Source organism: Paenibacillus suaedae (assembly GCF_032337355.1).
GTDB lineage: Bacteria > Bacillota > Bacilli > Paenibacillales > Paenibacillaceae > Paenibacillus_B > Paenibacillus_B suaedae.
Genome location: NZ_JAVYAA010000001.1, coordinates 20,793 through 39,483, shown reverse-complemented (window position 1 = coordinate 39,483; position 18,691 = coordinate 20,793). Strand labels below are relative to the sequence as shown.

Here is an 18,691-nt window from a genome sequence, read left to right as displayed (position 1 = left end):
CCTACACCAGAAGGTGTTCGTTTGTATAAATAAGCTTTCAGGGCTGTCACGTATAATCTCTCAACGAAAATAAATAGTAGATACACGCTAAAGTATAAACGTCCACTTCATCGTCTAAAAGCTCGATCGTAATCGTCCGAGGAGGTATAACCTTATTGTAAGTAATCAAAGCTATGTCTCTGTCAGATTCAGATGAGCATGTTAACTTAGTGGTTCGATCCATGAAGTCCTTTTTTAATAAGTAAACCTTATTATCAATCACGAACTCCATACTAGGATTTGGTTTGACCCTCGTTTTATCTTTCAGCACAAATCTTCCGAAATGTTTAGAATCCACGTTCCATTCCGACCTAATCATTGTCTGGAGCGACCAAACTTCAACCGCCTTACTCATTGACCTTCCTTCGTTATCAAAAACTTCAGCATTGATCAAGTAATCACTAAAAATAGTATCAACAACATAATGGAGCGTACTATTATAGTGCCTTTGAATTTCCCCTACTCGATTCCCGTTTGCATCTATTAATGCGAATTTTTTTCTGCTTTTGCGATAGATAGGGGATACATATTGATAACGGGGCATTGGATCACCACTTTGCAGATTATAATCAACATTCAATGTCAAGAAAATATTTCCTTTTATTTACTATCCCCCAGTATGAATGACCTTGTCAATACGCTGCCAACCATTCTATTTCGCGTTTCCCCAACAATCTCCATTCAGCCTAACTGGCAGGTTTAAGGCCGTCCTAATAAAAAACGGCGGCAGCCGAATCCATAAGGATCAGCGTACCGCCGCGTAACATCACAATGATAGCTTATATTTTAAATTTCTTCACTAGCAATTCCAATTCGCTGCTGGACCGGCTTAAATCTTCAGCCGACTGCGAGACCGTATCAATTGCTTTCAACTGATCCTGCGTCGAAGCGCTGACTTCTTCCGCGGCGGCTGCGGATTCCTCCGAGATCGCGGACAGATTTACGATGGACTGAACCACGTTTTCTTTCAGCTCGGACGCCGTCTGTATTTTATCCGACATTTCCTTAATCGCCTCGATCACTTGCTGCATCAAGCTTTGAATGCTTGTAAATGCAATCTCTGTCGACTGCACGGCCACATTTTGTTCCGAGGTGATTTCCTTGGTCCGGCTCATCGCACGGGTGGCATTCGCAGCCTCTTCTATAATGCCCTGAATGGTGCTGCTAATTTGCTCTGTCGAATTAGCGGATTGTTCTGCTAGTTTACGCACTTCTGTGGCGACGACTGAAAATCCCTTGCCAGCCTCTCCCGCTCTTGCCGCTTCGATCGACGCATTTAAAGCAAGCAGATTGGTTTGAGCTGATATCGCTTTGATCATTTCGGCCACAGCCTGAATGTCGTTGATTTTGGTTACGAGCAGGTTCAATACTTGTTCGATCGATTGAATTTCACGGAACGATTCATCGGAACGCACTTGCAGCACAGCCAACGTCTCTCTTCCATCGATGCTTGCCTGCTGCGTCTGGTTTGACTTCGCCTGCATGGAGGACATCGTTTCTTCCACCGATCTAAACTGCGAGTCCAGCTTGCTTGTGACCTCCTGCATATGATCCAGATTTGCTGCGCTTTCGGCCGAACCTTGCGCGACATCTGACATGGCGTGGGCAATTTCTTCGCTTGCCGCTTTTGTTTCTTCTGATACGGCACTCAGATTTTCAGCCGACTCCGTGAGCTGTTCAGAGGAACCAATCACACGGGATAAGACTTCCCGCACGCTTTGTACCATATGATTAAAGTGGCCTGTTAATTGGCCAATCTCGTCCTTCGAACTTACCTTCCCTTCCACGGTCAAGTCTCCATCAGCCATTAGCTGCACCTGCTTCGTCAATTGAACGATCGGCTTCGTAAAGAAACGGGCGACAAAGTAGATGATGACATTTGATACAACAATGGCACACAAGGTTATGATGATGTTCATGTATTTAATATGGTTCGTGAGCTTTAACAGTTCGTCTTCTTGATAGACAGCACCGATTTTCCACCCTGTAAGACCGGACGTCGTATAATACAGAACTTCCGCTTCGCCTTTATCCGTGTAGTTGACCTTTCCTGCACTCTCATTTGAAGTGTAAATTTTGTCGACATATGGTCTTTCCCGTTGATTTTTCCCGGCTGCATCTTCTGTATCCGGCAGTACTATCGAGTTTCCTTCTGCATCCAAAATAAATCCAAACCCATTATATCCCACATTCGTTTCACTGATTTGCTTTGTCAATTGATCCAGGTTCACATCAAGCGAAATAACTCCGAGGATCGTGTTGTTTTCCACAATGGCCTTAGAAATCGCTATTTTCATTTTCTGACTGACACTATCCTTATACGGAGGGGTGAATTTCACTTTATCCTTGTCATCATTAGCCAATTTATACCATGGGCGAATACGAGGATCATAATCTTTTTTGAATACATTAGCTTCGGGATCAAACATCTGCTTCGATGAATTTCCCATATAAATAGCAGATATTTCAGGATTGATTTTTGTATAAGATTTCATCACTTGAATCATGTTAGGAGTTAGCTTGTCTCTATTTTTTACAATGTCTTTGATTTCTGGATTTTCACTAAAATGCAAAATATCATTTGCATAATTATGTAGACGCAAATCCGTAACTTGCAATAAGGCCTTCGCTTCTTCGCTTCCTAACTCATCCAGCTCTTCTTTAAAGCTGTTAGTCATCTGCAGGTTAGTTGTCAATTGCAGAATGACCAAGGAAGAAACCAGCAATACTGCAAAAATTAACATAAGCTTGTTCTGTAACTTTTTAAACATGATGTCGACCCCCTATGAATTGTAAACGTTACAAAACTCATACTGGGATCGGAATGAAAACCCCAGATTAGACGTTATAACGTCTTTAACGTGGAAATTTTAGCACATGTTTAATATGTATAAAGTGATATAATTCCGAACGATTATGCGGAATTATACAAAATTATTGATAATTTTACGGCGTATTTACTAGAAGTAGATACGGATCTCCCAGCTCCAATAGTATCGAGAATTATTCCTGTATATTAATATTTCGGTTCGTTTCATTTAAACTATAAGCACTTCATGAAATTCTACTAATTTTTTATTAATTCCAGAAACTCCGATAATTTATAACACAAGAACAAAAGCATAAAATTTCATGTACTAGAGTACGAGTTTCAATTTCTCAGTTGACAAATTGGATTACTCAAATTTATTATTAATTTATCATGTTACATATTTTGGATGTCTGTCAAAAGTTTCATCATTCCGCTGACCGTACCGACGGAGGCCCCTATTATCATCGCTGCATGTGCAGAAAGGGGAGCGTACCGTGTCATTCAGTTATATCTCTCATTTGCATTGCCCGAAATGCAGAACAAGTTATTCCCCGCACAAGCAGGCGCATCTATGTGCTTGCGGTTCCCCATTACTTGTAGTCTATCGGTTGGATGAACTGAAGGAAACCGTCCAACGCTCCGAACTGGCTGCAAGAGAACCAAGCTTGTGGCGCTATCATGAGCTGCTCCCCATCGAGCTGGAGCAGAATGTGATTTCTTTAGGAGAAGGCCTTACTCCTCTCCTCCCCCTGACCAAGCTTGGACACCGAATTGGTATTTCCCAGTTGTATATGAAGGATGATGGGCTTCAGCCGACTGGCTCTTTCAAAGCCCGCGGCGCGGCTGTTGGTGTATCCAAAGCCAAGGAGCTTGGCGTTCAGGAATTAGCATTGCCGACGAATGGCAATGCAGGAGCGGCCTGGGCACTCTATGCAGCTCGTGCGGGCATACGCTCCACGGTTGTCATGCCTGTGGATGCGCCGGCCATTACACGCAGCGAATGCGCGATTGCAGGAGCCCAGCTCCATCTGGTCAATGGCTTAATTAGTGATGCTGGCAAAATTGTCTCCCAAGCGATCAGCGACGATGACAGCCTATATGATGCCTCTACACTAAAAGAGCCTTACCGGATCGAGGGCAAGAAGACGATTGGCTTCGAAATAGCCGAGCAATTAGGCTGGAAGCTGCCCGATGTCATCCTGTATCCAACAGGAGGCGGTGTCGGCCTCATCGGCATTTATAAGGCATTGACAGAGTTGCTGGCACTAGGCTGGGTTCAAGGCAAGCTCCCTCGGTTCGTCGCTGTTCAATCTGCTGGATGTGCCCCCATCGTCGAGGCATGGAAGAACAAGCAATCCGAGTCGATACCTTGGCCAAATGCTTCTACCCTTGCGTTCGGCATCAATGTACCGAAGGCACTAGGAGACTTTCTAATATTGGATGCCATCTATCAAACTGAGGGCTGTGCGATTGCGGTGGATGATCGCGCTCTGTTGGGCGAGCAGCGCCTTATTGCTGAGCTCGAAGGAGCCTTCATCTGCCCGGAAGGCGCATCTACATTCGTCGCCGCACGCCGATTGCGGGATAGCGGCTGGATTCAGGACAGCGATACCGTCGTTGCGATCAATACCGGGCTCGGCTTGAAATACCCGCATGTCGTCCAGACCAGCATCCCTGTCTTGGAGCCTGGTGATTACCTAAACAGAAGGAGCACTATCTCCGGCAGGCAGTCCACTTCAAGGGAGGAAACTGGCTAACATGACACTCGATACCTCCTTCATGCTGGAGCATGTGCCCGACTTCGTACACGCAGCCCTTGTCACGATCGGAATTGCTGGTGCGGCCATCGCTGCTTCTCTGCTCGTTGCCGTGTTCAACTCGATTCTCTTGTATTTCCGAGTACTGATATTAACTGCCATTGTACGTGCCTACATCGAAGTAGCTCGCAATACACCCTTGTTGATTCAATTGTTTTTCCTGTACTTTGCACTGCCGAGTATCGGAATTCGAATGTCCAGCTACACCACAGCCTTATTAGCGATGACGTTTCTCGGCGGCGGATATTTGACAGAAGTGTTCCGCGCTGGAATCGAAGCCGTCCCCAAGTCTCAGTTGGAGTCAGGATTGGCACTCGGGCTGTCTCGTTGGCAGTTGTTTCGTGACATCGTCCTACCGCAAGCGCTGCGAATTGCTACGCCGTCCTTATTTGCCAACTTTATTTTTCTACTGAAAGAGACGACGGTTGTATCTGCAGTTGCCGTGCCGGAAATTTTGTACACGACTACGAACTACATTGCTCTTTACTACAAAACTTATGAAATGCTGCTCATGATGACGGTCTTATACTTGCTGTTGTTCCTGCCATTATCCTTTGTGCTTTCTTGGCTGGAAAGGAGGTTCCAGCATGGCCAGTTCGGGACTTGATTTGCTTGTCGTATCACTTCCCCAGCTTGCTAAGGGGTTGTATCAGACAGGGCTTATCGCCATCTGGAGCATCGCGCTAAGCACGATTGGCGGCCTTCTATTCGGTGCCCTGCGCACCTCTTCTAGTCCGTGGCTGCGGTTGATTACCCGTACTTATCTGGAATTGTTTCGCTCTATCCCGATTTTGGTATGGCTGTTCTTTTTCTTCTTCGGGCTTCCAATCTTCTTCGGTCTGAATGTCCCAAGCTCTGTATGTGCGGTGCTGGTGCTGACACTATGGGGCATTACGGAGATCGGCGAGGTCGTGCGAGGTGCCTTGATCTCTCTTCCGAGGGGGCAATTGGAGGCGGGCAAGGCGATCGGACTCAGCACGGTTCAACTGTTCCAATACATTCTGTTCCCACTAGCGCTGCGACGCATGATCCCACCTACGATTAATGTGTACACGCGCATCATCAAGACGACATCATTGACCGTTCTAATCGGCGTAACGGAGGTGATTAAGACGGGGCAGCAAATCATAGAGCGTACAGGAGAGGCCGTCCTTATTTACGGTGCATTATTCCTACTTTATTTTATACTGTGCTTTCCGTTATCGGCCTTATCAAGAAGGCTGGAGCACAAGCTGCTTTCCTAATATCCAATGCTAATATCCTACTGATTGAATAGAAAGGAGGAAGCATTCATGCCCGACGCATTGCTTGAACTATCCAATGTCGGCAAGTCGTTCGGCAAGCATTGGGTACTGCGGGATATCAACCTGCAAATTGCTCAAGGGGAAGTGACCGTTATACTCGGACCAAGCGGCTGCGGCAAGAGCACGCTGCTTCGGTGCCTGAATGGACTCGAGACAACGCAGAGCGGCAGCATTCAGTTCCACGGTCAAGAATTGACCAGTCCAGCAACGCGCTGGCAGCACATTCGCCAACAGATTGGAATGGTGTTTCAAAGCTATCACCTATTCCCCCATCTGACGGTACTCGATAATATCCTCCTCGGGCCAATCAAAGCCCAGCGGCGCCCCCGTGTAGAAGTGATCGTCCAAGCCGAGAAGCTGCTGGAGCGCGTCGGCTTGCTAGACAAGAAGGATGCATATCCCCGCCAACTGTCGGGCGGCCAGCAGCAGCGAATCGCGATCGTGCGGGCACTATGCATGAATCCCGAGGTCATCCTCTTCGACGAGGTGACAGCCGCACTTGATCCCGAGATGGTGCGCGAGGTGCTGGAAGTCATGCTTGCATTGGCGGAACAAGGCATGACGATGGTCATCGTGACCCATGAGATGGGGTTCGCCCGTGCTGTGGCAGATCGGATTGTGTTTATGGATGAAGGCCGAATATGCGAGACAGGAGCGCCGGATACTTTTTTTGCAGATCCTAAAACCGAACGAGCCCGGCGTTTTTTGGATAAATTTTTGGACATTGAAACATGGAAAAGGAGAGAGATTGGATGAAGAACAAATTGGGGCTCACATTATTAATGGTACTGCTCATGGTCGGGTTGTTGTCCGCATGCGGTTCAAGCAGCAGTGGAAACGATGCCAGCAGTGGAGCGAAGGAACAACCAACCACGGCAAAGCAACAAGAGAGCGGAAAATCATCGAGTGCCGATACCGGTGCCCTTAGCAAAATTAAAGAACGCGGCAAAATTCTCGTAGGTGTGTTCTCCGACAAGCCTCCATTCGGGTTCACGAATGAGAAAGGCGAGTTGGTTGGCTTCGATAATGACCTGGCAAGACGCTTCGCGAAGGATTTGCTTGGAGACGAGAGCAAAATTGAGTTCGTCGTCGTGGAGCCAGCAGGCCGTATCCCGTATTTGCAAAGCGACAAGGTAGATCTGATTGTTGCCAACATGACCGTGACCGATGAGCGCAAGGAAATTGTTGATTTTACAAACCCAAATTTGAAGGTGACCACACAGGTACTCGTAAATGATAAGAGCGGCATTAAGACGTTGGCTGATTTGAAAGGAAAGAAAGTCATCGTAACGAAGGGAACGACAGCGGATATTTTCTTCACCAAAAATTATCCTGACGTTGAACTGGTCAAATTCGAGAAAAACACCGAATCCCTGCAAGCGCTGAAAGACGGACGCGGCGACGGATACGCACAGGATAATTTCATCCTGCTCGCTTGGGCACGAAAAAATCCTGGCTTCTCCCTTATTCCAGAGAAGCTGGAGAAGGAAGCGCCGATCGCGCCAGCTGTCAAGAAAGGCAATACCGAGCTACGCGATTGGGTGAATCAAGAGCTGGAGACGCTGGGAAAAGAGAAATTCCTGCTGCAGTTGTACGATAAATACGTGAAAGAAGAACTCGGCCCGGATGTCTCTCCAGACGATATTATCGTGGAAGGCGGACACTGGAAGTAACACAAGCGCCGTACAATACAATCCGAACATAGAACGAGGCTGTCTTGCCGTCATGATTAACATGACCGCAAGACAGCCTCGTTTTTTATTATTCCACAGCGAATAAATATGCCTGGAGACTATCTGCAACACACTCCATAATCAATTGAATAAAAGGCTCCAATTGACCTTGGACGCTTGCTTCCTCCAACGTCTCATAATATAGCATTCTGACAGCATCCGCCGCCTTCACAATGGCAGGAGGATATCCGTGCTTCATCAGAATTAGATTCATAAGGAGTCTTGCAGTTCGGCCGTTTCCATCTGAGGAAGGATGAATACATACAAATCTAAAATGGAATTCCGCAGCCAGCATCACTGGATGCATCAATCCTTGTTGATTCTCGTACCATTTCATGAGCTCTTCCATCTTCTCAGGAACAACCGTATAATGGGGCGGAACATGCTGTGAACCTGATATACGAACATTGACCATTCGATATCGTCCTGCGTCGTCCGCAATATTTTTAAGAACAAGATGATGAATTGATTTCACCACATACCCAGTCAGCTCCTGATCCTGACGAATGATCTCTTGAATGTAGGCAATCGCTTCAGCGTGGTTAATAACTTCAAAGTGCTCCCGAAGCTTTTTCCCACCGATCGTTAACCCCTGTTCGAGCACAAGCTTCGTTTCAAGCAGCGTCAGTGTATTTCCTTCAATCGCATTCGAGTTATACGTCCATTCAACACGGTATACTTCCTCTAAATTCCGAACGGCTTCGGCAGGCAGTGGTCGCAGCGAATCCAATCTATTCTTTAACTCATCAATCAAAGTAAGATCCACACCTATCACCTACCTTTTCCCTCTCTATTACTAGTATTATATCAAGTCTATTGCGTTTCTAGACATTCATTTATTCCAATACCCTCACTTCAATCCCAATATCTGATACAGCTCCTGAAGCGTACGAATTTCATAGGTTGGAACAATATTCGTTTCATTCGCTTTTCCCTCGGGATTGAACCAGCAGGTATCCAACCCTGCCAACTGCCCGCCCTTCATATCCGAGCTTAACGAATCCCCAATAATCAATGCCTGGTGAGGGTCAAAGTGTGGAATGCGTGCGAACACAAAATCAAAGAATTCCTTCATCGGCTTCTGGTACCCTGTATCCTCCGATACGAAAATGCTCGTAAACTTCGGATGTAGACCGGAATCACGCAGCCTTCGATCCTGTGTCTTAGACACACCATTCGTCACAATGTGCAGATCATACGCGCCGTGTAGTTCCGTAATTACTTCCATAGCTCCGTCAATGAGCTGATGTCCCTGTTCCAAATAGCCTCGATATTTTTGCTCCATCAGAACGCCATCCACTTGATGCCCGTACTCCTTCAATAATAGAGAAAATCGCGTATTTACAGCTTCATCGCGATCAATGCGTCCCTCTTCAAAAGCTCTCCATAATCCCTGATTCATCTGCTTATAATGAGCTTCGATCTCTTCCGTCAGCTCAATCTGCTGTTCTTCGAACAGCAAGCGCAGCGCCAGCTTCTCCGCTGCCTTAAAATCCAACAATGTATCATCAACGTCAAATAATAATGTTCGATATATACGCATCTTATCTCCACCTATCTATGTTATAGCCTGCTCTACAGGCTGTACTTTCTATTTTATTTTCATATCCATCAACACTGCAAGCTGCTCTAATCTACACGACTTGTGTGATATTCCCTCTATTTTCACGTGCGTGCATCTGTTGTACTGGATATAGACTACACTCCTTACTGCTCCCATCCAGCCCTGCTGGCTGCACTTTTCCTAGCTGCTCGTCCTTCGTACTTCTTCCTCTCACCATAACAATTTCTGTAAGAAAAGTTCTTTCCCCGCTTCCGACTGCACCTTATACTGGTATCAAACGTAATACGTAATAGGAAATAGGCACCAATAACATAAACGCACGACTGGAAACGGAGGATCACCGTGAAGAATGCAATGCGATGGCTGTCCGCCATCATGATGATTGTCATGTTGCTTCATCCGGGAATTGTTCAGGCAGACGCTATTCCGAGCAAATCGGGCATAGTGCGCGATATAGCCAAGATGATTCCCAAAGAATCGATTCCCTATATCGAGCGAGCTGCCAAGGGGAAGCCCTATACGTTCTATCTCCTAACTATCAATCGATTGGATGGCCAGGATGCAGCAGAATATGCAACCGAAGTATATCACAAATGGAAATTGACAGAGGATGACATCCTCATCCTATTGTCTAAGGAAGATCGGCGCGTAGAGATGAACTTCAACAATCCGGCTTTGCAAGAGAAGATCGACGCACTGCCCAATGATGACTCGTCTCGCTCTAAGCTCAGCGCATTCGTTGACAAACACTTTATTCCGAAGGCGAAAGAGGGCAATTTCGCTAGGGCTGCTATAACGCTTATGGAAGCAACCAAACAATTGAAGACTGTGCCGATTGTACCAACGCCGGAGAAGCCTGCTAAGGATCTCCCATCCGGCAACAAACCATCGAAGCCCGCATCAGAGAACGAAAGTCAGCCCGTAGCTGCACCGAAGGAACCGGAAGGTCCAAGTTCACTCGTCCTTTTCTGGAACAGCATTCCGTGGCCTAGGGTCGGTATCGCAGCAGGCTTAGCTGCATTGTGCATCTTGCTAGTTGCATGGATGTGGCAGGTTCAGCGGCTGCGCAAAATTCGTACCCAAATTCCTGCCGTTATGGCCACGGTCAGTCAAGCGCTCGAGCGTGTGCACCACTACACTGAGCTGTATCAAGGCGCGACGCAGCAGCAAGCTGCGGCTATCGAGCAGCAATTAACGGCATCCATCATTGCGCTGGAGTCCAGCTTGAAGGAAATGAAGCAGATCAGCTTCGCCCACACGCTGCTGCCGAAATTCAAAAGCCAACTCGATGCGGCAGACAACGTGCGGCAAACGCGAGAAAAAGAAGCAGCAGAGCTAACGAAGCAAATTGAACAAATCGAGGTCACGGAGCGACAGCTCGTAGACAGCATTCGTGAAGCGCGAGCGCGCCTTCAGCAGCTCGAATACGAATATCGCCAAGAAATCAGTACACGCGGTTGGACGCTTGAAGCAATCGACCAACGCTACCATACGCTCGTCAGCCGTGTGCAAACCGTGGATGATATGGATACCTTCGATCCGATGGGCGCCAATGCCATCATGGATACCTCCAAGGCAGAAATCGAGCAATTGGCGCAGGATATCGCGTCCATCGCTCATTACGCCAATCTGTACCAGCAATTTCCGAATGAGGTAGCCAGCAGTCGCGCCCGCTTCGAAAGCATCGTACAAGAACATAGACTCAAGCTAATCCGCATCGATCCTTACGGTTGTCTGGAGCAAGCTAGAGACACGAATGAACGGATGCTGGAACAACTGCGAAGCGGCAAGATTTCGGAAGCTGTGCAATTGGCAGAACGCAGAGGCCAGCACCTGACGGATGCTGTACATATGACACAGCGGCTGGCAGATTTGAAGCTGAAAAATGCGGAGGACATCCAAGCGATCGCGAATAGATTTTCCAACCTGCCAGAAGAAGAGCGGCACATGAATGGGCTGCACCAGAGAATTAGCCATACCTACCGTTCCAACTACTGGAATCATGCTTGGGAACTGTATCATAACGGGCTTTCCGTCATTGCCAACATGCGTTCCAGACTGGACAATGTGCGTTCCCTCTCTTCGGAAGAAGTGCAGGAATACGAGATGGCTCGTCAGGAACTTGATGGCATACTGCAAGCTTGGCAGGATCAGGATCGCAATCAAAGGCAATATGAAGAACTTGTCATGAAATTGGATCAGGCGCTCGAACTAATCAACAGACAGATGAAGAGCGGTGAACAAGCTTACACCCGCGCCCAAGATGTTATTAAGCGCAATCGTCTCGTGCAAGCATGGCGATATGCGGAAGATTCTTTGATGAAGCTGGACTCCGGACTGAAGCAGTTGCTCGCCCAGCCTCCTTATGACATTGACTTACAATCAGAGCTAAGCTCACAATATGCACGCGAAGCGGAAGCCTACTTGCAAGATGTCGAGCGAACTGCCATTGTGAAGCGCGATGCAGAACGTACGATGAACGACATGGAAGCACGGTATCGTTCCACGTATCATCGTACAAACCGAAAAGTAAGATTATCTCACTTTGACTCCCAATATTCGCAGATCATGTCCTCTGCGAATGACTATATGTACCGCGGCGAATACGAACGCGCCAGTCAGGAAGCTGCTGCGGTGGCAGGCATTATTAGCGCTATGAATGCCGCCTATGATGCTGTGATAGCAGAGGAACGGCGCCGGGAAGAAGCCCGCCGGGCGGAGGAGCGAAGACGCCAAGAGGCTCGCCGAGCAGAGGAACGCAGACGCGATGAGGAACGACGCCGAGAGCAAGCCAGTCGATCGAGCAGCTATCGTTCCAACTCGAATAGCAACAGCTCAGGTGGTTCCAGCTCGAACAACTCCAATAGCTCGGGCGGGTCTAGCTGGGGAGGCGACAATAAGAATTCTTCCGGCGGATCGAATTGGTAGTAGCGGAAGTGAAGGTGCTCCTAACTTCAATTTTCAATTTTCAATTTTCAGTCTTTAATCTTCAACCTGCAATCTGCAATAACCTTTCACGCATACAAGGGCCACAACATCCACGGCAAAGTGGATGTTGTGGCCCTTCCTTCCTTTTCAACAAAAATCCAGAACGAACACTAAGCCAGCCCCTTCATCACCCTAGAGAAACCATCAACCCGCTACTTCAACACAACAAGCGATTCAGTGACCGTTGCCATCACATGTCCGTCTATCTTCTTATAGAAATCATTCCACTGGTATCCATCCTCTACATCCAGCATCGTATCCAGCGCGTATACCGTCAACGTATAGACATGATTCCGATCTGGTGGGGTTGGCCCTACGTAGCTCATCAACGCATCCCGACATTTCACAACTATAGCCCGACAACGAAGTCCTATCTAAAAAACCGCAGCAGATAGAGAATCTACAGCGGTTTTACTCTTCTCCCCATCTTAAATACAACAATACCGCCAACAATGATTAATACCCCAATCGCTTGTTTCCCCGTAAAAGGAACCTTATCTAGGCCGAGCAAGCCCAATGAGTCAAACAACAGAGCAAAACTAATCTGGGACGCCATCACAATCGAGATGGCAAACGTCGGGCCAAGCCGCTTCACTCCCTGTACCACACTAAGCACGACACCGACCCCGATGATGCCGCTGAACCAGTACCATGTCTTCATATTAGGCAAATCGAATAGCTGCTTGCCTTCCACGGACAAGCCAATCGTAAATGAAGCCAGAAACCCCATGCCCAGTACAATGACCGTAGTCGTCCACGTTCCGATGCCCTCGTTTGCTCTGCTGTTGAATATATTTTGGATGCCCACAAGCGAGCCGGCTATGAGCGCCAATACTAAGCCTGTAATCATATGCGTCCTCCTCTCACTTTACGTATATATTATGGCCTGCTAATGCGCGCAATTGTTCCCTGTCCTTTATCGAAATGAATCCTCGATTGCGCTCGACCAAACCTTCTTCGCAAAACTTGTGAATGACCCGATTTAAATGCCTATAGCTGGTGCCGATGAAATTGGCCACATCCCGCAAACTTCCGGTACGAAGCTGACCATTAAATCGTGGATCCGATTCATCATATGTGATGGACAAAAGATAACTCGCCAAGCGTGCTTCCACCGGATACATCAAATTAAAGCTCAAAGAATCGGATTTCATGCAGAACTTCGTCGTAATGAGCTTCAACAAAAATTGAAGCAGCTTTGCGTCTTCTTTCGCATACTGATGCAGCCAGCGGTAATGGACGACAATCATATGAACCGTTGACACCGCCTCAACCGTATTCATGAAGTCGATGCCTTGCACATATTCAATGTCCCCGACTGCTTCTAGTGCGGTTTTGAACGACACGATCAGTGCTTTGCCCTCTGCCGAGGTGTTATACACCTTAACCTTTCCCTTTACAAGCACGGATAAATACTCGGCTGGATCACCCTGCGAACAGATGAGTTCACCTTGATCATAAGTGTACAATGTCAAATGCGGCATTATCTGTGCATTAAAAATTGATGTTATCTGATGTATCTCCAAATAATGAGCCAGTTGTTCACGATCCTTGATCTCTTTCATAGCGCACCTTCACCCCTGCCGCAAAAAATTACAGCTTCAATATAATTACTCCAGCGATCATCATCCCGATGCCGATGAACTGTGCCAGCTTCATCTTCTGCTTCGCTACGCCGAACCATCCTTTGCTATCGATGATAAAGGTTACGCTGAGCTGAGCAATCAACACAACAGCGATCGTCAAGGTAACACCGACGTGATGAATGGACGTAATATTGCTGGAAATGATGATGGCCGCCAAGGCTCCACTCGTCAAATAGAGCGGCTTCACTTGCTTAATCTTTCGCCATTGACCGTCGCGAACAAGCAGGAGAAGAACGAAGGCCAATACGAATCCGGTAAACTGGGTAATCGTTGCTGCTTGCCACGTGCCAATATCTTGACTGATTCGGGAGTTCGCCACGCCTTGCAGCGTAATGAACGCTCCGCCTAACCATGCAAATAGGATTCCTGCCATTTTTCCCGCTCCCCTAAACTCGGATTTCGATTTCCTTATTATTTAAAATCAGACCCATGCCTCCGGGGAAGGACATATGTCCCAAGTGTATCAAAAAAGTAAAAAACAGCGTAGAGGCGGACTATTGCATCAGCATCCGCGTTCACGCTGATTAGGTAAACAAACCGCTATTGTATGTATGTCTTTCTACTACCTACTGATGGACGGCGCGCAGAAGTATTTTGCTTTAGAGCTAATCCTAGTAACGCAACATGTGTCTCAATTCCTCTATTTCTAATTTCTCTTTTCCTGAATCATAGTATCTTATATCCAAAATGGAATGATTGACCAATTTTGTGACTCATGTTAATATAAACACACTAAACTGTAAATTATAATTTACCGGTAAATTGTAGTGAGGTGTTTCGATGACTGTGACTAGTGTCTATAAAATTCAGACTCATGAGCAGCTAAAGGCAATTGCTGATCCTCTTCGGACGAAGATGCTTATGAACCTTGTCAAGCAAGAGTATACCGGGCAGCAGCTTGCTGAAATGCTGGGTATAACACGAAATAATATTTATTTTCACCTAAAGGAGCTGGAGAAGCATCAGGTGATTCATGTTGTCCGCAAAGAGGAGAAGAACGGTATCGTTCAAAAATATTACCGTGCAGTTGCGAGCCGCTTCATTCCAGAAGATCATTTGCTGCCGAGCATGGATCTGATCGAGACATCGCGACAAGTGTTCATGGAGACCGTCGAGGTCACCCGCACTAAGATTGAGAGCGCACCGGCTGCATCATTCGCTCTGAACAGCAGCAATATGGATATGCGTAAGAACATCGCATCCACCTATCAAGTGATGGCAACGGAAGAGAACTTCCACGCCTTCGTCGAAGAATTCAAGCAGCTGCTGGACAAGCATTTTACGAAGCATGAGAAGTATGGGAAGCAAGAGACTAATGAGACTAATGGGATGAATGAAGGAAATAAGGATCAGAATCGAGAGCAGGATGAGCGTAAACAATATGTCCCGCTGACAGAGAAAACAAAAGATCAAAAAAGCTACTATATTTCCTTGATCGCATTCCAAGATGACAGCGAAGAGATCGCCATTCAATGATTACATTCTTCACTTCCTGGAGGGATACCGCATGCAATCTAACACAGCAAATCGTGAGCAGCACGCAACAAAATATCCTATCGTTATAGACGATCCTTGGTTCACCGTCTCGAAGCTTGACGACTCCACGTTTGCAATCAGCGAATACGGGCATTGGGAGAGAGTTCATTCTTATCTGCTCATCGGCAGTGAACGAGCCGCTCTCATCGACACCGGACTCGGTATCGATGATATTACGCGAGTGACTAGTCAGCTAACCAGCCTGCCCATCACGGTGCTTACCACCCATGTTCACTGGGATCATATTGGCAGCCATGGCCAGTTCGAGCGGATTTACGTCCACGAACTGGAAGAAGATTGGCTCATTAATGGCATTAAGGGGTTGCCGATTGAGCAGATTCGCAAAGATGTGTCGCGTGATATTACGAGACCCTTACCGCCTACCTTCGATCCTGCTGCCTATACTCCCTATCAAGGCAAGCCAACTGGTCTGCTGCTAGATGGAGATACCATCGATTTAGGGAATCGTAAACTCTTCGTTTATCACACGCCCGGCCATTCCCCCGGACATATCGTCGTGCACGATACAAGCAGAGGCTACTTATTTACTGGCGATCTGCTGTACGATGAAACACCGATCTATGCATTCTATCCTACGACGAGTCCAGAAGACCTTGTGGCCTCCTGGCAGAAAATTTCGGGGATTGAGGGTATTGTACAAGTATTCGGCTCCCATAATCGGCTTGGGCTGGAGCCCGAATTATTAGGTGCGTTGAAAGAAGCGGCTGCAGAGCTGCTTGAGAAGGATCTTGTCCGCTTCGGAACTGGCGTTCACCAATTCCGTGGCTTTTCAGTTCAGTTCTAAGGCGCTGGTCGACCTTCTTATGCAAAAAAACGCTTGGGCATCTGCCCAAGCGTTTATCTTTATTTCGTTTCTATTTCCTTCTGATTCCCAGCTTGCATGCGATAATTCCGGAATATCATCCCGTTCGCCTTCATCATGCCGAAATGTTCATAATAGGGAATCAGATCATCGTCGCAGCATAAATCAATCATATAGATGTCATCCAACGCTTTCAGCATTTGACTGACTAATTCTTTGCCGATCCCCTTGCCTTTATATGCTGGCAGCACTTCAAGCAGTGGAATATAGGCAGACAGTACACCGTCACTTATCGCCGTGATAAATCCTACGACCTGACCCGTTTGTTCATCCATCGCTAGAACCACTTTGCTGCTGTTCTTCAATAACCGCAGGTGAGTTTCCGGGCTTGGCGGATTCGGCCAATCTACAAAAAAGCCTTCCAGCATTTTATCTGTAATTCCGTCGACTGAGTGTTTGTATATCATGTTCGATCATCTCCTCATGTAATTGGTCTGAGGTAGATCGACAATATCAATAGTAAAGTAACAAACCAATACCCTCCGTATCATCATAAGAAGCACTATACACCATAATACGGACGATTCATACATTCCGCAACCATAATTTTCTTCTCTAGCCTGCCTTCTGCTGGCTATGCTGTCCAATGGGCCGGCCGAGACAGCCTTCCCGGCAGTTGAGTATGCAAATCTCCCTTCGCTGCGTTAATCTGTACCTGAGTCAGAAAAATACTGTCTCTCAAATCCGCGCCGCGAAGATTTGCATCGCGCAAGTCCGCTCCGATGAGATCGGCTACACGCAAATTCGCATGCTGCAAGTCAGCCGCGATCAGATAGGCTCCTCTTAAATCTGCCCCTCTGAGATCAGCTGCTTTTAATTTCGCACCCATGAGATCGGCCCCGCGGTAATTTTTCCGTCTCTCCTTCGAATTACCCTTCAGAATGCGATGCACGTCCATCCAGACCAGCTCACTCGTTTGCAATAACAGCCTATTTACATTTGCGCGATGTGCGTGAACATCCACCTTCAGAATTTCATCTTCACGGAGCTCTGTCAGACGCACTGTCTCCTCCACCATCATATTAAGCTCTTGACGAATGGAACGCACTGCCTCTAGCACAAGTGCTTCATGTAAATACCACAGCATTTCGTGGAGCTGATGCATAATCGGAAAGACGTTATACATGGTTTTCGCTCTCTCCGAGCTTTCTCGCCAATCAATGCCCTCAAACGTAATCTGCGACACTTTCTGTCCTGCACCGAAGCACTCGAACACGGTGCACCCTTTACATCCTCGTGCCCGCAAATTCGCGTGAATTCCGCATCGATAGTCAGCTTGCAAGTTCGAGCAGGGTACTCCCGCATCCTTGCTCATCGCAAAATCAGCCGAAAAAGAAAATGGGAGCGCAACACAACAAAGCCCGAAGCAATTCTCGCAATCCGCCCGTAGGTCGGCCCAATGTATATTCTTACGTACATGAGAGTGATCTCGGTTTTCCTCTAGCAAGTAGAGCACCTCCGATGTGCTAATAATCTGAGACGATTATAACGGATGTGCTTGGTACTTTCTAGCAAAATGATAATGGTGTCATTTCTACATTACCGTCAAGTTCGTTCATACTCCACTGCCCTCAATATTGCATGATGGCTACGCCCGCGGCTTGAGACAAACTGTCTTGTGTAATATCCAGCTCTTTATAGCTTCTAACCTGCTGACCGGATGCTGCGAGAAATTTATCTACCTTATCAAAAATCAGAAATCCTAGCGGACGGAGCGCCTTCGTACGGTAATGCATCGGAATGGTTATCGTTGCCCGCAATTGACGCATCAGTTGAGCCGCTTCATCTCCGTTAATGGTCATTCTTCCGCCTACCGGAGTCATAAGAACGTCTACCTTGCCGATTGCTTGGCTTTGCTCCTCAGACAATAGATGACCCAGATCCCCACAATGACAGATAGTCAGGCCATCGACTTGAATGCGGAATACAATATTATCACCCTTTTTCGCACCGTTCACTTTATCATGAAAGGTCTTAAAGCCGCTGATCAGCACCTCGCCGTCGCCATAGGTGTATTCCTTCGGCTCATTTACAAGCAAGTAATCGCCAACCGCTACCTGAATCTGATTATGATCGCGATGTTCATGCGTAACCAGAACAATATCCGCTTCTACCTCAGGCATTCGATAACGAAGCAGACGTCCGTATGGATCAATCAAAATCCTTGTTCCTGCCTGCGAAGTCAATAAAAAAGCCGATTGCCCGAACCATTTGATTCGCATAAACATACCACCTTTCATTTATAAAAACCGCTTCCGTCCATAATGATCTGTTATATTCTTAAGATATTTCCCTACCCTGTTAAAGTCAACTGGACTCTCTCATATGCGATCCCTTACATTGCGTGATTGCCCAATATCAATATACAT

19 protein-coding genes are annotated in these 18,691 nt (G+C 47.1%); 8 read left to right on the top strand and 11 right to left on the bottom strand.

Annotated elements, in window-relative coordinates:
• Positions 1–46: 46 nt before the first annotated feature.
• The gene (locus RQP50_RS00210; RefSeq protein ID WP_072727582.1) at positions 47–625 is read right to left on the bottom strand and encodes a tubby C-terminal domain-like protein; all 579 of its coding nucleotides are present in this window, start codon (positions 623–625) and stop codon (positions 47–49) included.
• Between the two features lie 193 nt (positions 626–818).
• Positions 819–2,810 carry a methyl-accepting chemotaxis protein gene (locus RQP50_RS00205; protein ID WP_315742315.1) on the bottom strand — a complete coding sequence of 664 codons (1,992 nt, stop codon included), beginning with the start codon at positions 2,808–2,810 and terminating at the stop codon, positions 819–821.
• Between the two features lie 535 nt (positions 2,811–3,345).
• Here RQP50_RS00205 and RQP50_RS00200 point away from each other — a divergent pair.
• Genes RQP50_RS00200 through RQP50_RS00180 form a run of 5 tightly spaced genes read left to right on the top strand, consistent with a single transcriptional unit; the run spans position 3,346 to position 7,645 of the window.
• Positions 3,346–4,608: a threonine synthase gene (locus RQP50_RS00200; protein WP_072727584.1), complete on the top strand. Its 1,263-nt coding sequence runs from the start codon at positions 3,346–3,348 to the stop codon at positions 4,606–4,608.
• A 1-nt stretch (position 4,609) separates the two neighbouring features.
• Positions 4,610–5,275, top strand: coding sequence for an amino acid ABC transporter permease (locus RQP50_RS00195; protein ID WP_065290056.1), 666 nt, complete (start codon positions 4,610–4,612; stop codon positions 5,273–5,275).
• Positions 5,256–5,912, top strand: a complete 657-nt coding sequence (locus RQP50_RS00190) for an amino acid ABC transporter permease (protein WP_072727585.1) — start codon at positions 5,256–5,258, stop codon at positions 5,910–5,912. The genes RQP50_RS00195 and RQP50_RS00190 overlap by 20 nt, the downstream gene beginning before the upstream one ends.
• Before the next feature lie 48 nt (positions 5,913–5,960).
• Complete coding sequence (locus RQP50_RS00185) at positions 5,961–6,728, top strand: amino acid ABC transporter ATP-binding protein (RefSeq protein ID WP_072727586.1); 768 nt, start codon at positions 5,961–5,963, stop codon at positions 6,726–6,728.
• Entirely contained in the window at positions 6,725–7,645 is a 921-nt protein-coding gene (locus RQP50_RS00180) for a transporter substrate-binding domain-containing protein (protein ID WP_315742308.1), read from the top strand. The genes RQP50_RS00185 and RQP50_RS00180 overlap by 4 nt, the downstream gene beginning before the upstream one ends.
• 88 nt (positions 7,646–7,733) lie before the next feature.
• Here the strand turns inward: RQP50_RS00180 and RQP50_RS00175 are convergent, their stop codons facing one another.
• Together RQP50_RS00175 and RQP50_RS00170 are read right to left on the bottom strand one after the other, a co-directional pair.
• The gene (locus RQP50_RS00175; protein ID WP_394358334.1) at positions 7,734–8,480 is read right to left on the bottom strand and encodes a Fic family protein; all 747 of its coding nucleotides are present in this window, start codon (positions 8,478–8,480) and stop codon (positions 7,734–7,736) included.
• Between the two features lie 75 nt (positions 8,481–8,555).
• Entirely contained in the window at positions 8,556–9,248 is a 693-nt protein-coding gene (locus RQP50_RS00170) for a YjjG family noncanonical pyrimidine nucleotidase (protein WP_315742306.1), read from the bottom strand.
• Between the two features lie 363 nt (positions 9,249–9,611).
• Here RQP50_RS00170 and RQP50_RS00165 point away from each other — a divergent pair, with 363 nt between their 5' ends.
• Positions 9,612–12,197 carry a TPM domain-containing protein gene (locus RQP50_RS00165; RefSeq protein ID WP_315742304.1) on the top strand — a complete coding sequence of 862 codons (2,586 nt, stop codon included), beginning with the start codon at positions 9,612–9,614 and terminating at the stop codon, positions 12,195–12,197.
• Positions 12,198–12,409: 212 nt separating this feature from the next.
• On the opposite strand, the gene RQP50_RS00160 is transcribed toward RQP50_RS00165, so the two are convergent.
• The 4 genes from RQP50_RS00160 to RQP50_RS00145 form a co-directional block, all read right to left on the bottom strand.
• The gene (locus RQP50_RS00160) at positions 12,410–12,583 is read right to left on the bottom strand and encodes a hypothetical protein (RefSeq protein ID WP_083544834.1); all 174 of its coding nucleotides are present in this window, start codon (positions 12,581–12,583) and stop codon (positions 12,410–12,412) included.
• Positions 12,584–12,657: 74 nt separating this feature from the next.
• Positions 12,658–13,107, bottom strand: a complete 450-nt coding sequence (locus tag RQP50_RS00155) for a DMT family transporter (RefSeq protein WP_315742300.1) — start codon at positions 13,105–13,107, stop codon at positions 12,658–12,660.
• A gap of 13 nt (positions 13,108–13,120) precedes the next feature.
• Positions 13,121–13,822: a Crp/Fnr family transcriptional regulator gene (locus tag RQP50_RS00150; protein ID WP_315742298.1), complete on the bottom strand. Its 702-nt coding sequence runs from the start codon at positions 13,820–13,822 to the stop codon at positions 13,121–13,123.
• A 28-nt stretch (positions 13,823–13,850) separates the two neighbouring features.
• A complete protein-coding gene (locus RQP50_RS00145; RefSeq protein ID WP_072727592.1) occupies positions 13,851–14,276 on the bottom strand; it encodes a DMT family transporter in 426 nt (141 codons plus the stop codon).
• Positions 14,277–14,683: 407 nt separating this feature from the next.
• Between RQP50_RS00145 and RQP50_RS00140 the strand changes: the two genes are divergently transcribed.
• A complete protein-coding gene (locus RQP50_RS00140; RefSeq protein ID WP_175560588.1) occupies positions 14,684–15,379 on the top strand; it encodes a winged helix-turn-helix domain-containing protein in 696 nt (231 codons plus the stop codon).
• A gap of 31 nt (positions 15,380–15,410) precedes the next feature.
• Positions 15,411–16,244 (top strand): MBL fold metallo-hydrolase, encoded by an 834-nt coding sequence (locus RQP50_RS00135; RefSeq protein ID WP_315742294.1) that lies wholly within the window; start codon positions 15,411–15,413, stop codon positions 16,242–16,244.
• Positions 16,245–16,303: 59 nt separating this feature from the next.
• Here the strand turns inward: RQP50_RS00135 and RQP50_RS00130 are convergent, their stop codons facing one another.
• The 3 genes from RQP50_RS00130 to RQP50_RS00120 form a co-directional block, all read right to left on the bottom strand.
• Positions 16,304–16,729 carry a GNAT family N-acetyltransferase gene (locus RQP50_RS00130; RefSeq protein ID WP_315742292.1) on the bottom strand — a complete coding sequence of 142 codons (426 nt, stop codon included), beginning with the start codon at positions 16,727–16,729 and terminating at the stop codon, positions 16,304–16,306.
• Between the two features lie 167 nt (positions 16,730–16,896).
• Positions 16,897–17,769 carry a pentapeptide repeat-containing protein gene (locus tag RQP50_RS00125; RefSeq protein WP_315742290.1) on the bottom strand — a complete coding sequence of 291 codons (873 nt, stop codon included), beginning with the start codon at positions 17,767–17,769 and terminating at the stop codon, positions 16,897–16,899.
• A 124-nt stretch (positions 17,770–17,893) separates the two neighbouring features.
• The gene (locus RQP50_RS00120) at positions 17,894–18,544 is read right to left on the bottom strand and encodes an MBL fold metallo-hydrolase (RefSeq protein WP_021254092.1); all 651 of its coding nucleotides are present in this window, start codon (positions 18,542–18,544) and stop codon (positions 17,894–17,896) included.
• Positions 18,545–18,691 lie beyond the last annotated feature (147 nt).